This is a genomic window from Nocardioides sp. NBC_00850, from assembly GCF_045207335.1.
In the GTDB taxonomy this organism is placed as follows: Bacteria; Actinomycetota; Actinomycetes; order Propionibacteriales; family Nocardioidaceae; genus Nocardioides.
On record NZ_CP108845.1, the window covers coordinates 1,238,578 to 1,253,660 of the forward strand.

Consider the following 15,083-nt stretch of genomic DNA (forward strand, 5'->3'; position numbering starts at 1 on the left):
CACATGCCGTGCCGTCCGCCGAAACGGACGAATCCGAGAGGTTGCGCATACATGTCCGTGGGATCGGTCGAGGCCGAAGGTCTTTGCGTGGCGATGGTGTGCGATGCCGGTCCCGATGTCGGGATCGGGCACGTCATGCGCTGCCTGGCCCTCGGGGAGGAGCTCGCCGCCCGAGGCGTACGTGTCGTGATGGTCGCGGACCTGGAGCGGGTGCAGTGGGCAGCGGAGCAGGTGCGGCGCCGGGGGATCGAGATCGCGTCGCCGGGACCGGGCGACGTCCGCGACGTCCTCACCCGTCTCGAGCCGACGTCGGTGGTCGTGGACTCCTATCTCCTCCCGGCCCCGGTCTACGCCGACCTGAGGGAGCGCTGGCCGCTGCTGGCGCTCACCGACGGCGACCCGCGCGAACGGGACGCCGACCTCTACCTGGACCAGAACCTCGGCGCGGAGGCCTCAACCTGGGCACTCCCCGAGGGATCCAGGCATCTCGGTGGTCTCGACTACGCCCAGCAGCGACGTGAGATCGTCCGGCAGCGCCCGAGCGCGCCCAAGGCCGCGGCCGACGAGCACACGCCCCTGCGAGTGCTGGCGTTCTTCGGCGGAACCGACGCCTTCGGGGTCTCGCCACGGGTCGCGCGCCTGGTCGCGCGGGCGGGGATCGCCGTGGAGCTGACCGCCATCGCCGCCACCCCGGAGCTGGCCGAGGAGATCGCCGGCATCGAGCCGGCGCCGGGCCAGGCCATCCACGTGATCGGGCCGACCGACACCCTGGCCGAGCTCGTCGCCGACGCGGACGTGGTGCTCAGCGCCGCCGGCACCTCGGCCTGGGAGCTCTTCTGCCTCGGCGCCGCGGTCGGGTTCGTCTGCGTCGCCGACAACCAGCAGGACGCGTACGTCCGGATGGACCGGGACCGGCTGGCCGTCGGGATCGCCACCCTGGCCGAGCTCGACGGCGACTCCGCGGACGCTGTGGCCAGAATGCGTGAGCTCCTGGGTGACGTACGTCTGCGGGAGAGGCTGCGCGCCGCCTGCTGGGCCATGGTCGACGGCCGAGGGCCGGCGCGCGTCGCCGACGCGCTCCTCGCCCTCGACCGCGATCAGGTCTAAACCAGGTCCCAGCTGAGCGGTGTGCCGGCCGGGGCGTCCTTGGTGAAGGTACGGCCGAAGACGATGTCGACGTCGCCCGGCGGCAGCCCGTCGGCGGGGCGGACGGAGCGTACGTTGTCCGGCCCGACCTTCTCCCCGGCACGTACGTCGCGGGTGACGAAGAGCGAACGACGGAACCGCAGGCCCTCGCGCTCGGCCGACTTCGGGCCGATCCGGGCCTCGCCGAGCGCCTGCCAGGCGATCCTCGTCTCGCTGACCAGCGAGGCGAACTCGTGCGGCTCCAGGGAGAAGTCGGAGTCGACGGCGCCGTCCTCACGCGAGAGCGTGATGTGTTTCTCGATCACGCAGGCGCCGAGGGCGACGGCCGCGACCGAGGCGCCGATGCCGAGCGTGTGGTCGGAGAGACCCACGGCGACGTCGAGGCCGTCGCGCAGCACCGGGATCCCGCGGAGGTTGGAGGCCTCCGGGGGAGCCGGGTAGGACGCGGTGCAGGCCAGCACGACGAGGTCGTCGTTGCCGGTCGCTCGTGCCGTACGCACCGCCGCGTCGATCTCGGCGAGCGTCGCGGTGCCGGTGGAGATGATCGTCGGCAAGCCGGTCTCGGCGATCGCGCGGACCAGCGGTAGGTCGGTGATCTCGGAGGAAGCCGACTTCAGCATCGGGACCCCGAGCCCGACCAGGAAGTCGACCGCGGTCGGGTCGAACGCGGCGCTGAACGGCACCATCCCGAGCTCGCTGGCCAGGGAGAAGATCGGCTCGTGCCACTCCCACGGCGTGTGCGCCTCCTCGTAGAGCTCGTGGAGGCGGCGGTTGGGCCACAGCGGGTGGTCCGCGGAGAGCCGGAAGGCGGGGGTGTCGACGTCGAGGGTGATGGTGTCGGCGGTGTAGGTCTGGATCTTGAGAGCGTGCGCACCGGCCTCGCCCGCGGCGCGCACGATGTCGAGCGCCCGCTCCAGGTCACCAGCGTGGTTGCCGGACATCTCCGCGATCACGAACGGCTCGTGGCCGGGACCGATCGTGCGGTCCCCGACGGTGATCTCGTGGTGGGTCATCTCTGCTCCTTGGCGGAACGTCGGGTCGGTCGGTCGTCGCGGTGCAGGCTGACCGGGATGGCGGTCACCACGCCGTCGTCAGTGGTCTGCTCGTAGGGCTCGCCCTCGGTGAATCCGAGCCGGCGGTTCATGGCGCGTACGGATTCGTTGTGGGGGAGCACCTCGCCCTCGAGGAGGTCGATGTCGAGTCCGTCGGGCTCGGGGGCGAAGGCGTACGCCACGGCCTCGCGCATCACCTTGGTCCACGCCAGCAGAGCGGTGCCGTCGGCGGTGGTGCCGTCGTGGTCGAGATAGAACCCCCAGGAGGCCGACCTGGCGACGGGATCATGGTCGAAGAAGCTCACCACGCCGAGCGGGCGGCCGGCGTACTCGAACATGAGCACCCGGCGGGTCGGGTCCTGGCTGACCCGGGACCACCAGGCGGCGTGCTCCTCGGCGGTGATCACATGCTGGTTGATGCTCACCGAGCGGTTTGCCTCTTGGTTGCGCCACGCCAGCATGCTCGGCAGGTCGGCGTCGGTCGCCCGTCGTAACATCGGTCTCCTCAGACATCAGGGGATGCGCCGTCACGTTATATGGTCCGAGGCCATGGAGACTCTTGACCGACCGGCGGTCCGCAAGCTCATGGGCGAGGTGCTGGCCGTGCAGGGGAAGACCCTGCCTGCTGACGACACCGCGAAGCTGACTGACATCGGCTTCCGTTCCCTCGACTTCTCCGAGCTCGCGCTCCGGGTCGAGGACGAGATCGGCGACGAGCTCAACTTCGAGGCGGCGGGACTTCGCTCGATCGAGACGATCGGAGACGTGCTCGACCTGCTCGTGGAGATCCAGGGGCAGTGATCGCCGACAACCTCGTCGTCGACGCCCGGACGGGGAGGCGAGCGACCTGGGGTGAGCTCGTCCAGCAGCATGTCGCCTCGCGGCCGGCGCCGACGGCCCACGTGGTGGAGCACAGCGTCGATGCGCTGCCGGCGGTCGCCGGCCTGAAGGACGGCGGCGAGCTGCTCGTCGTCGCCGCCGGACGGCTCGACGGGGCCCTTGCGACCGAGCTGCGCGGAGCCGGGTTCGACCTCGTCGAGCCGTCCGGCGGCGTGCAGGAGACCACCAACCCCCGTGCGGCCGAGGACGGCCGGGTCTGGTTGCTCACCTCCGGGTCGACAGGCCGGCCCAAGCGGGTCGGCCACACCCTGGCGTCGCTCTCGACCGTGACCGGGGTGGCGCCACACACCTGGCTGTGCCCCTACTCGCCCGGCACCTACGCGTGGTGGCAGGTGATCACCCTCGGGCTGGGCGTGCCCGGTCAGGACCTGGTCCTCGTCGACCCGGCCGACCTGGACGACTGGGTGGCGCCCGCCCTGGAGCACGGCGTGACCGCCGTGTCCGGGACCCCGACGTTCTGGCGGCGTACGTTGATGCGCCACGGCGCCGAGCTGCAGAAGCTGCCGCTCGAGCAGGTCACGCTCGGCGGTGAACCGGTCGACCAGGCCGTGCTGACGCAGCTCGGCGAGGCCTTCCCGGACGCACGCGTCTCCTGGATCTACGCCTCCTCCGAGGTCGGCGCCTCGATCGTCGTCCACGACGGTCGCGCGGGATTCCCGATCGAGTGGCTGGACCGCGACCTCCCCGGTCGCCCGCGGCTGTCGGTGGTCGACGGCGAGCTGGTGATCACCTCGCCGCACCACGGCACCGACGCCTCGGGCGCGGAGCTGGCCGGGGCGGTACGCACCGGCGATGCCGCCCACATCGAGGACGGCCGGGTCCTGGTCACCGGTCGCCTGGACCGCGACGAGCTCAACGTCGGCGGCTCGAAGGTGTCGGCCGGTGCCGTACGCGACCTGCTGCAGTCCCACCCGGCGGTCGCCTGGGCGGCCGTGCGCGGCCGGAAGGCGCCGCTGGTCGGCACCATGGTCGTCGCCGACGTGGTCGCAGACCAGGACTCGGGCGTGACCGCCGACGACCTGACCCGTTGGGCTGCCGAACGCCTGCCCGAGTACGCCGTGCCGCGGCGCATCAAGATGCTTGCCGAGATCCCGGCCAAGGAGACACTGAAGAGCGATGTCTGACTTTCAACCCTTCCCGCCCGCTTCTGTCGTGCTGGTCTCCGGCGCCTCGCGCGGCCTCGGTCTCGCCATCGTCACCGACCTGCTCGAGCGTGGCGTGAAGGTCGCCGCCTTCGCGCGCACGGTGACCCCCGAGCTCGAGTCGCTGGCCTCGAAGTACCCCGAGGACACCCACTTCGGCTCGGTCGACGTGACCGACGAGAAGGCGGCCCAGGCGTTCGTCAAGGAGGTCGAGGCGAGCCTCGGCGTCATCGACGGCCTGGTCAACAACGCCGCGATCGGCCAGGACTCGCTGCACGTGCACACCTCGTCGGACCGGATCGCGCAGATCATCGAGACCAACCTGACCGCGCCCCTGGTGCTGACCCGGTTCGTGCTGCGGCGCCTGATCGGCAAGGGTCTGAAGGGCCGGGTCGTCAACGTGACCTCGATCTGTGGCCAGCGCGGCTACCAAGGCCTGGTGGCCTACTCGGCCACCAAGGGAGGTCTCGACGCGGCGACCCGCTCGCTGGCCCGGGAGCTCGGTGGCCGGGTGCTGGTCAACTCTGTCGCTCCCGGGTTCTTCGCCTCGGAGATGTCCGCGGTGCTGGGTGCGAACCAGCTCGAGTCGATCGCGCGGCGTACGCCCTCAGGTGCGATGACCACGCCCGAGGACGTCGTGCCGACCGTGCGGATGCTGCTGCTCGAGCAGACCAACATCAACGGTCAGTCGATCGTCATCGACGGCGGCGGCTCGATCTGATGTCCCCTGGCCGGCTCCGCGTCGGCAGCGATGCCGAGCTCGCCGGCTACCGCGCCCGCAGCCACCTCCACGACGGCCGGGTGGTCGCCTGGGCGGGCTCCTACGATGTCCCGGTGGCGGTCGACGCCGAGGTGGAGCGTACGGTCCCGGCGGCCCTCGCCAGGCGGTTCGGCACCGACGGGTTCTGGGAACGATGGACCCGGGCGGAATGCGTCGTGAAGCTCACCGGACGCGGCGTCGCCGACATCGTGGGCCTGATGGCCGACGACTCTGCTGGGGGCGACGGACCTGGCGCGGCGGTTTCCCTGAGCACCGTACGTCTGCCGGGCGACATCGTGGTGTCGATCGGCACACTCCACCGCGAAGGTTCCCCGAGGGGTATCGGCCGGAGTGCGGGAGACCGTTCGTTCGCCTGTAACCTCTGAGTTCGATCAGATTCGCGGGCGCGTCATCCGAGACGCCCTCGGACCGAGAGGGAATGTGCATGGGTCAGGGAATCGTCGACGTCTTGCGTCGCGCCGAACGAAGGATGCCTCAGGGTGTCCGTCGACTGGCTCGTGACGCCGGGCATCGCGTTCTCGGCCACGAGCGCGGCCCGCTCGTCTCGGTCGTGGTGACGGTGACCGACCAGGACAAGCAGTATCTGGCCGAGTCGCTGCTCTCCGTGCGCGAGCAGACCCACACCACCCTCGAGATCCTGATCGCGCCCTATGGCGAGGCCAGCGTGGTGAGCGACCAGATCCTCGCCGACCTCCCCGACGACTACCGCCTGCGGCTGCTGGACAGCTCCGCGACCCAGGCCGAGGCCCGCGACCGTGGTGGTCGCGCGGCGCGCGGATCCTACGTCTGCTTCCTGCTCGCCGCCGACCTCCTCACCCAGAACGCGATGCGTACGCTGGTGACCTCCCTGGAGGAGAGCGGGTCCGATCTCGCGGTCGGTCGCATCGAGAGCCGCCAGCGGCTGTCCCCGCCGGTGGTGCCGACCTACGACCTCGTGCACGCCGAGAACCGTTCCGGCCTCACCCTCGACGAGTTCCCGGTGGCGCTGAGCGATGTCGGGGTGAGCAACCGGCTCTTCCGCACCTCGTTCTGGCGTCGGCACGGCTTCAGCTTCGGCGGCCGCGGCGGTTCCGACGCGGTCGGCTTCGACGGCTACCTGAAGGCCAACCGCTTCGACGTGGTCACGGCGCCGGTGTGCGTCGACATGGACCGCGCCGACGGCACCCCGGTCGAGCAACTCCACGACCAGACCCTCGGGATGGAGGAGTGGATCGCGCAGACCCGCTCGACCTGGGTCGCGATCGGCGAGCTGGCCTCCGACCTGCGCGACCACTGGGCGCTCGGCGGGCTCGCCGGTCGCGCCAACACCATCCTCGGTGACGTCGAGCGGATGAGCGCCGAGCAGTGGACCGCCCTGCGCGACCTCGTCGTCGAGATCGAGCGCGACGTCTCTCCGGAGGTGTGGCTCAAGCTCCCGGTCGAGGTGCGGGCCCGGCTGACCTACCTCATCGCCGGTCAGCGCGAGGAGCTGACCGCGTTCGTCGCGTCGCGCTGGTTCGAGCGCGGCAACCTGCGCACCCGGGTCGTCGGTGGCCAGGTGCGCGGGATCTTCCCCGACGCGGACCTGCCCGAGGCCGTGACCACGCTCAACGAGCACGAGACGCCGGCGCGGGTGCTCGTGCGGGACGTACGTCCGCTCGACTCCGACCGGGTCGTGGTCGACCTGGTGGCACGGATCGAGCTCGTCGACCTCGCCGAGACGACCCCGTTCTTCACCGCGCGCCTGGTGCCTGACTTCGTCAGCGTCGACGACGAGGACGGCGTCGCGAGCGATCCTGACACGGCGCTGCCCGACCCGATCGACCTCACCGTGACGCCGCGGCGCGACGCGCAGGCCAACATGACCATCGGCCACAAGTACCAGGACTACCGCGCCGGCGGGTGCCGCACCGAGATCGACCTCACCCGGCTCACCGCCGGGCGCTGGCACCTCGAGGTCACCATCGGCGTCGACGGCGTCGTCCGCACCACCAGCGAGGTCCAGATCGACACCCGCGGCCCGGCGGGCAACCTGGCGACGCGCTACCGGCCGCGGGTCCACACCTCCACCGGCCTGTCGGTGGCCTGTGACCGCTACCTCGACCAGCTCAGCTTCCGCGCTGTCCCGACGACGGCGACCTCCCTGGAGAAGGCGGAGGTCGACGGCCGCACCGTCTCCCTGACCCTCGCCGGCGAGCTGCCGCAGGCCGTGCGGGCGATCGGTGGCGGCGTACGCATCGAGGCGCCCGTCAAGGACGGCAAGGTCACCCTCAGCCTCCCCGCCCACGGTGCCGTCGAGCCCGGGGCACCGGCCGCCTGGCGGCTGGACACTCTCCAGGACGGGACCTCTGGCCGGATCGTCTGGACCGACCCGATCGGTTCGCCGTGGACCGGCGAACGCGGAGGCAGCGTGCTGGCTTCGCGAGACGGCCGGGGCTACGCCCAGATCATCGAGGTGGCCGACACCGTCGCGATCGACCGCGTCGAGCTCGGCGACGGGCAGATCACGGTGCGGGGCGAGTGGCTCAGCTCGATCCCGAAGCACGCCCGACTCACCCTCTCCGGATCCCGCCACAGCGAGACCGTCAAGATCGACACCGCTGCCGCCGAGTTCGAGGTCGTCTTCACGCTGCGCTGGGACGAGTGGGGCCTGGGCGATTCCGTCCTGCCCAGCGGCGTCTACCAGTTCCAGCTCACCTGCGGAGCCAAGCGCAGCGGCAACGTACGCCACACCACCGCGTTCCTCGAGCACCAGGCCGAGTTCCAGACCAGTGACGAGGTCCGGCTGCGTCCGGTCAACGGCAACGGCCCGGGAGTCACCCTGCAGCCGCCGATCCCCGTCGACCACGCCGGCAGCTACGCCCACAACCTCGCCCGCGAGCGCGTGCTTGCGGCCGAGGAGCCGCTCGACGAGTCCGCGGTCTATCTCTCGACCTACGCCGGCTCGACCGCCACCGACTCCCAGCTCGCGATCCACGAGCACCTGCGTCGCACGCGGCCCGACCTCACCCTCTACTGGGGCGTCGCCGACCACGCCTCCCGGGTCCCCGAGGGCGGCATCCCGGTCGTGCTGCAGAGCCCGGAGTGGTACCGGGTCATCGGCACCGCGAAGTACCTCGTCCAGAACATCGACTTCGACCGCTGGTGGCGCAAGCGGGAGGGGCAGCGGTTCCTGCAGACCTTCCACGGCTACCCCGCCAAGTCGATGGGCCTGCGGATGTGGCGCGCGAAGATGTTCTCGCCGCTGCGCTGCGAGGCCGAGCTCGACCGTACGACCGCCGGGTGGGATCTGATCCTGACCCCGACGCCGGAGATGGACCGCTACTACCGCGAGGAGTACGCCTACGACGGCCCGATCCACAGCGAGGGCTACCCGCGCGACGACGCGCTGGTCCTCCCGTCGGCGGCGGAGGACCGCGAGCGTACGCGCAACCTGCTCGGCATCGGCTCCCACCAGAAGGTGGTCCTCTACGCCCCGACCTGGCGCGACCACCTGGCGCTCAACTACCGCTCGGCGAAGATGGTCGAGCACCTCGACGTGGTCGCGGCCAGCGAGGCCCTCGGTGACGAGTACGTCATCCTGCTGCGCGGTCACCGGTTCAACTCCAAGGGGAGCGAACGCAGCGAGCGCACCGCCCGGATCATCGACGTCACCGACTACCCGGAGATCAACGACCTGATCCTGGCCTCCGACGCGGCGGTGCTCGACTACTCCAGCCTGCGCTTCGACTTCGCCCTCACCGGGCGGCCGATGGTGTTCCTGGTGCCCGACCTGTCCGACTACACCGGCGGCATCCGCGGCTTCCTCTACGACTACGCCGACACCGCCCCCGGCCCGATGCTCGACACCGCCGAGGAGGTCGTCGCGGCCCTGTCCGACCTGGAGCGGCTCGAGGCCGAGCACCGCAACCAGATCGCCGCGTTCAACGCCAAGTACCAGTACACCCAGGACGGCAAGGCGACCGAGCGGGTCGTCGAGGCCTTCTTCGACAAGCCCAGCTTCGACAAGCCCTGACGGTCACAAAAGCAGCGATGGCGCGTCCCGTTGCGGGGCGCGCCATCGCTGCTTTTCGGGGGTCAGCCCAGGATCACGGCAGCCGGGCGAGAGCCGGCTTGGCCACCGAGGTCTTGCCGGGGATCGCGTTCCAGCGCTCCGGCAGGACCGCGCGGTGCGGGCCGACCTCGAGGAGGAGCACGTTGCGGTAGGTCATCCCGTACGTCTCGACATAGGGCGCCAGCGAGGTGAGCAGGTCCTGAGTGCGCCACTGGGCGGCGTCGAGCACGAGCACGTCGATGTCGAAGGCGTCGAAGTCGAAGGCGTGCCGCTGGTGGCCGTCCCGACGCAGCTCGGCCGCCTCGGTGGTGCGCTCGGCCTGCTTGTTGGCGGCGGCGTGGATCTGCTGGAAACCGCTGACCGCGCGCGTGCCGACGACGTCGGCGGCAGCCACCAGGTTGCCCTCCAGGTCGGTGTCGGCGAGCCCGGCGATGTCCTCGGTCAGCACGGCGGAGACCGGGAGGATGACGAGCTTGTCGACGTCGGGGAGCAGGTCGGCGACCACGAGCCGCTCGACCTGGCCGATCGGGAGCGTGCTGCCGTCGGGCTGCTTGATGCCGTCGAAGCCGGACACGTCCAGCGCACTGAGCGTGATCCCCGGCCGGGCGAGCTCGTCGAGCCGCAGGTCGGTGCCACCGGTCTGGACCCACAGGTGGACCGGACGGGACGAGTGGGCGGCGATGGACTTGATCAGCCGGCGCAGCTTCGGGCGCTGCTTCGGACGGGCCGAGACGGCGACGTGGATCGCGTCGGCCGGGACCTGTTCCGGGGTGCTGACCGAGTTGCTGCGTACGTCCTCGGCGATCGAGCTGACCAGCTCGCCCACCTTGCGGGCGCCGGCCCGGCGCTCACGAGCGATCTCGACCTCGGCGGCGTTCATCTCGCGCCACTGCGTGTAGACCTCCTCGACGCTGGCGCCGGAGAAGATCTTGGTGAGGATCGTCTCGAGCCGGTCGTTCATGCTCTCCCGGATGCCGTCGAACTCGGCGGGGGTGAGCGGGTTGAGGCCGGCGAAGCGCGGGTCGGAGAGGTTCTTCGGGCGGAAGTCGATGTCGATGCCGATGCTGCGACCGGGCAGGTAGCAGTGCAGGCGGCTGGTGACCAGCTTGCGGTGGTCGCGACGGTAGCCCTCGAGCATCGTGATCGCGTCGTCGATGTTGCGCACGAACGGGCGGAAGCGGACCTCGTCGAGGCCGCCCTGGGCGTAGGTCGGGGCACCCTCGGGGATGCTGCCGTCGAAGACGTCGACGTAGCCGACCGGCGCGTCCGGGCCGGGCAGCTCGGTGGCGTCGGGGAAGACGGTCGAGACCGTGGTGGTGAGGCAGCCGGAGAAGAAGGCGGGCACACCGACGGAGAGCAGGATGTCGACGGTCGTCCAGTCGCGGCAGCCGATCGGGGCATACTTCCTCAGGTACTCGATCGTCTCGTCGGTCATCATGGCGCGGGTGCTGCAGTGGAACGAGACGAAGATCGGGCGCAGGTTCTTGTGGAACGGCATCCCGTAGCGCATCTCGAAGATCGGGTGCATGTACCACCCGAAGCCGAGCATCCAGGTGTCCTTCGGGACGGGCTGGTACATCGACGCGTCACGCTGGAGGGTCATCAGCTGGACCTTGGCGGACAGGCCCTCACGGACGCGCTCGGGGCGGACCCGCTCGCGCAGCCGGTTGGCCAGCTCGTCGAGCTCGGACTCGCCGGTGAACTCGAGGTCGCGGTGGCGCACCACGTGACCGAGCGAGGCGACGGTCTGGACGTGGTCGCCGATGTTGGCCGAGGCGCGGGAGCGGCCGGGGTGGCCGTAGTCGACGACGGCGTAGGAGACGGTGCCCTCCGGCGCGGCCGGGGCGTCGGGCTCGTCGTTGTCTGCGGCGACCCACGGGCGCAGCCAGTCACGGCTCTCGACGACCCACTTGGTGTCGCCGTTGGTGCCGTCGCCGACGGCCTCGTCGAGGCGGGCGTAGAGGCTGCGGGCCAGCTCCTGGTCGCCGAAGCCGAAGACGCGGCTGGTCATCGCGAGCCACGCGCGCCCCGGGACGTACGAAGCGCCGGACTCGGCGAGCTCGCGCAGCGTCGCGCGGGTCGCGTCGGGGTCGACGTGGAGGCCGGACATGACGTACTCGTCGGCGGCCTTGGCGGCCCACTCCTCGACCGGGATGCCCTGGAAGAGGGCCCAGGCGCGCTCGTAGAAGCCGCCGCCGGCGGCGTTGACCGCACCGTCGAGATCAGCGGCGACGACGAGCGGCTCGACCTCGATGGAGATCGGCGCCGGCTTGGAGTCCTGCGGCGCACCCTCCGAGATGGACGGGACGCGAGCGGTCAGGCTCTGACGCAGGCGCTCGGGAAGCAGCTGGCGAGCGAGTCGTCGAGCTGGGCTGGCCATGGGACTCCTTCATTGATGGTTCGACGCAGTGTCGTCGGGCGGGGCCGCGATGTTCGCGGTCCGTTCACACGTTTCCCCCTATGATCCAGGCCGGATATCCTGCCCGAAGAATCGGCAATCCCCAAAGACGCCGACTAATCTCTGCGCATGCCGATCCCCAACCCCCACGAGCAGGTCGCGTTCCCCGAGGGCCGCTACCTCACGATGTGCAACGAGATCGCGACCAAGTTCGGCGGACAGACGCGGGCGATGATCATGCGCAACCGCCTGATCACGCAGCACACCGGGATCCCGACCACGCTGCTGACGACCGAGTCGAAGCCCGTCTACGACGAGGTGCGCGAGGTGCTGCGCGACTCCGGCCAGCTGGTCGAGGGCATGGACCTCCTCAATCTCTACGAGTGGTACCGGCTGAACACCCCGACCGACGCGCCGGACGAGTCCGTGGCCGCGCTCGGTGGCCAGCTGGGTGAGGTGGCCGGCACGACCACCTCGGACGTACTGCACCCCGACGGCACGGTCTACTACACCGCCCACTCGCAGTCGGGGAAGGACCTGGCGCGTGACTACCGTCGCGCCGACGGGTCGATCTACCTGCGGGCGCCGGGTCCGGGTGCCCCGGCCGCGTCCCGGGTGCCCTACATCCTCACCGACGCCGAGGGGCGTCCGATCCGGTCGTGGGAGACCGTCGGCGGCTGGCTGTGGCACTGGCTCGAGCTGCTCGCCGGTGACGCCGAGCGGGTCTTCTTCGTGACCGACTCCCGGTTCGCGCTGCGTGATGTCATGCCCCGCCAGGACGACCGCTTCTACTTCCTCCACCTCATGCACAACAACCATGTCGTGAAGGAGCGCCGCTGGAACTCCCAGCTCTCGGGCAAGTACGCCCCGCTGCTCGACAACATCCACGAGTACGACGCGCTGGTGAACCTGACCCATCGTCAGTCCGAGCACCTCGCGATGCGCTACGGCTCGACCTCGCACCGGTTCGTCGTGCCCAACCCGGTCGAGCTGCCGGAGCTGCCCGAGACGATGCCTCAGCGGGAGCCGGCGACGTTCGTCACCGTCGCTCGGCTCGAGCCGCAGAAGCGCCTCGAGCACGCCATCAAGGCCTTCGCGAAGGTGATCGAGAAGCGGCCGGAGGCCAAGTTCCAGATCTACGGTGACGGCAAGCTCTACAAGCCGCTCGCCGACCTGATCGAGACCCTCGACGTCGGCAAGAACGTCCAGCTCATGGGCCACGACCCGCGAGCCAAGGAGGCGCTGCTGCACGCCACCGGCTTCATCATGACCAGCGTCAACGAGGGCTACCCGCTGGCGACCCTCGAGTCGCTCTCCTTCGGCTGCCCGGTGATCAGCTACGACATCAACTACGGTCCGCGCGAGCAGATCAGCGACGGTGTCGACGGCTACATCGTCGAGGCCGAGGACATGGACGCGGTCGCCGAGCGCTGCATCCAGATGATCGACGACCCCGAGAAGGTCGCCGAGATGTCCCGCAAGGCCCTGGAGAAGGCGAGCAAGCACGACTGGCGCGCCTTCCTCGAGGACTGGCGGGTCGCCTTCGAGGGCGCCGTCGCGCAGCGACCGGGCCGGATCGAGAAGGCACGCGCCCGGCTCGACGTCCACGCCCTCGGCTGGGCGCGCCCGATGCCCGAGGGCGTCGCGACCCGGCTGCCGGGTCCGGCCAGCCGGCTGGGTCGCACTCAGGCCAGCTCGGCCGCCTTCCGCGACTCTCGTACGCTCCGCTTCGACGCCATGCTCACCGTGATGGGCGAGTGGCCGAAGGGCGTGATGGCGGACCGCATCGTCACCCTCGACGCGGTCTGCAACGAGACCGGCGAGGTGGCCGCGCTGCCGCTCGAGGTCTCGCCCGAGGGCCGCGGCGAGTTCCGGCTCGCCTCCAGGTTCGACCTCGCGGAGGTCTTCGAGGAGTTCTCGGAGAAGGCGCGCAACCTCGACCTACGGCTCCGGTTCACGGTCCACAACTGGAACTGGGAGACCAAGCTCGGCCGGCCCCGCGAGGTGCGCCCGAACTTCGAGGTGTCGTTCGGTCCGAACGACGTCCTTCACCTGCAGCGACGCTGACCGGCGGGCGTCAGGCTCCGGCCGTGCGTACGACGTGCAGCTTCGTACGCCGCTCCAGCCGGAAGCCGGGACGGTCCTTGAAGTACTCGTCGACAGCGTCGCGGCACCCGCTGTAGTGGAAGTAGTCGTCGAGCACGATCCGTCCCCCCACGACCAGGTGGGGGACGATCCGCTCCAGGCACGTCATCGTCGACTCGTACCAGTCACCGTCGAGGTGGGCGAAGGCGACCGGCTCGTCGACCTTCAGCGTGTCCTGGAACAGGCCCTGCACCAGCTCGACGTTGTGCTGCGCCGGATCGATCCCGTGCCTGGTGAATGAGTCGCCCACCTCGTCGTAGAGGTTGTCGCGATAGCCGTAGTAGGTCTCCCCGCCGATCCCCTTCGACGTGCCGCTGACGATCTTCTGGTAGCGCTTGTGCACGTCGTCGCCGTCGCGCTCGGACGGCTCCGGGATCATCCCGAAGACGTCGTAGACCCTCATCGGCCGCTTCGGGTCCTTCGCCGCAGCCATCACGATCGCGGAGCCACCGAGCGCCGCCCCGGTCTCGATGATCAGGCCGGGCCGGTCCTGGATATCGGCGTCCAGCACCTGGCGGGCGAGCACCTGCAGGTTCTCGGGCTTGAGGTAGGTCAGGTGCTCGGCGCGGACCCCGTCGAGGACGGTGCGGACCTCGGCCGGAAGCGCGAGGTCGGCCAGCGGGTCGCGTACGGACTCCCGGGTGCGTACGGTCTCCGTCCTCAGCCTCTCGACCTCGGCCTGGAGCTCGGCCATGGTCGGGGCGGCCTTCGTCTGGGTCTTCGTCTCGACCTCGGGCTGCTTCGATGCGGATGGCGTCCCCTCGACGGGCCTGCGCGCGACGACGACGTAGTTCTTCGGCATCCCGCGCTCGAAGCGGCGACCGGAGACCTCCAGCCGCGCGTAGAGACGGCTGAGCCGGACCGCGAGCTTCCGGTTGAGGAGCACGATCGGGGCGACGTAGGCGAGCTTCCAGCGCAGACCGCGCCCGCGGAGCTCGCCGACGCTCGCGGGGAGGTTCTTCGCCATCATCTGATAGCTGTAGGCGACCGTCCCGAAATACCCCTCGAGCCAGTTCATCCTGGCGATCTCGAAGCCTGCCTCCTCGAACATCTTCCGCAGCGAGAACTGGGTGTAGCGGAAGAAGTCGTAGGGCTTCTGGTGCTCGGCGAAGAAGAGGGGCGCGGAGAGGAAGATCCGCCCGCCCGGCTTGAGCACGCGGAAGAGCTCCGCGATGGCCTTCTCCGGCTCGGGCACGTGCTCGAGGACCTGGTTGCAGATCACCCGGTCGAAGCGCCCGTCATCGACCGGGATGTCGGTGATGTCGCAGACGTAGTCCAGCGGTGCGTACGCCGAGCTCAGCTGAGCGAAGTCAGCAGCCTCGTACTGGGCGTGCTTGAACAGCTTCCGGTAGGGCGAGCGGCCCGCCCCGGCGTCCAGGACACGCATGCCACGCTTGGTGCCTTTGGCGAAGCGTGCCATCTCCTGGCGGAGACGCACTCGGGAGGGATTGATGTGTCGGGGCTGAACCGCAGCGCCGCGATTCTG

The 15,083-nt window shown here is 70.2% G+C and carries 11 protein-coding genes; 7 read left to right on the forward strand and 4 right to left on the reverse strand.

Going from position 1 to position 15,083, the window contains the following annotated elements; all coding sequences use genetic code 11:
• Positions 1-51 precede the first annotated feature (51 nt).
• On the forward strand, positions 52-1,107 hold the full coding sequence (locus OH802_RS06090) for a PseG/SpsG family protein (protein ID WP_406026078.1): 1,056 nt from the start codon (positions 52-54) through the stop codon (positions 1,105-1,107).
• On the opposite strand, the gene pseI is transcribed toward OH802_RS06090, so the two are convergent.
• Positions 1,104-2,159 (reverse strand): pseudaminic acid synthase, encoded by a 1,056-nt coding sequence (gene pseI / locus OH802_RS06095; RefSeq protein WP_406026080.1) that lies wholly within the window; start codon positions 2,157-2,159, stop codon positions 1,104-1,106. The two genes, OH802_RS06090 and pseI, sit on opposite strands and share 4 nt — an antisense overlap.
• Entirely contained in the window at positions 2,156-2,695 is a 540-nt protein-coding gene (locus OH802_RS06100) for a GNAT family N-acetyltransferase (RefSeq protein ID WP_406026082.1), read from the reverse strand. Before OH802_RS06100 ends, pseI begins: the two co-directional genes overlap by 4 nt.
• 52 nt (positions 2,696-2,747) lie before the next feature.
• Here OH802_RS06100 and OH802_RS06105 point away from each other — a divergent pair, with 52 nt between their 5' ends.
• The 5 genes from OH802_RS06105 to OH802_RS06125 are packed head-to-tail and all read left to right on the forward strand — an operon-like array spanning position 2,748 to position 9,015.
• Positions 2,748-2,999: a phosphopantetheine-binding protein gene (locus OH802_RS06105; RefSeq protein ID WP_406026084.1), complete on the forward strand. Its 252-nt coding sequence runs from the start codon at positions 2,748-2,750 to the stop codon at positions 2,997-2,999.
• On the forward strand, positions 2,996-4,222 hold the full coding sequence (locus tag OH802_RS06110; RefSeq protein ID WP_406026086.1) for an AMP-binding protein: 1,227 nt from the start codon (positions 2,996-2,998) through the stop codon (positions 4,220-4,222). The genes OH802_RS06105 and OH802_RS06110 overlap by 4 nt, the downstream gene beginning before the upstream one ends.
• A complete protein-coding gene (locus OH802_RS06115) occupies positions 4,215-4,961 on the forward strand; it encodes an SDR family NAD(P)-dependent oxidoreductase (RefSeq protein ID WP_406026089.1) in 747 nt (248 codons plus the stop codon). The genes OH802_RS06110 and OH802_RS06115 overlap by 8 nt, the downstream gene beginning before the upstream one ends.
• Positions 4,961-5,386 (forward strand): hypothetical protein, encoded by a 426-nt coding sequence (locus OH802_RS06120; protein WP_406026091.1) that lies wholly within the window; start codon positions 4,961-4,963, stop codon positions 5,384-5,386. Before OH802_RS06115 ends, OH802_RS06120 begins: the two co-directional genes overlap by 1 nt.
• 59 nt (positions 5,387-5,445) lie before the next feature.
• Entirely contained in the window at positions 5,446-9,015 is a 3,570-nt protein-coding gene (locus tag OH802_RS06125) for a CDP-glycerol glycerophosphotransferase family protein (RefSeq protein WP_406026093.1), read from the forward strand.
• A 73-nt stretch (positions 9,016-9,088) separates the two neighbouring features.
• On the opposite strand, the gene OH802_RS06130 is transcribed toward OH802_RS06125, so the two are convergent.
• Positions 9,089-11,434, reverse strand: coding sequence for a hypothetical protein (locus OH802_RS06130; protein WP_406026095.1), 2,346 nt, complete (start codon positions 11,432-11,434; stop codon positions 9,089-9,091).
• A gap of 147 nt (positions 11,435-11,581) precedes the next feature.
• Between OH802_RS06130 and OH802_RS06135 the strand changes: the two genes are divergently transcribed.
• Complete coding sequence (locus tag OH802_RS06135) at positions 11,582-13,519, forward strand: glycosyltransferase (RefSeq protein ID WP_406026097.1); 1,938 nt, start codon at positions 11,582-11,584, stop codon at positions 13,517-13,519.
• 10 nt (positions 13,520-13,529) lie between these two features.
• Here the strand turns inward: OH802_RS06135 and OH802_RS06140 are convergent, their stop codons facing one another.
• A complete protein-coding gene (locus tag OH802_RS06140) occupies positions 13,530-15,017 on the reverse strand; it encodes a class I SAM-dependent methyltransferase (protein ID WP_406026099.1) in 1,488 nt (495 codons plus the stop codon).
• Positions 15,018-15,083: the final 66 nt, after the last annotated feature.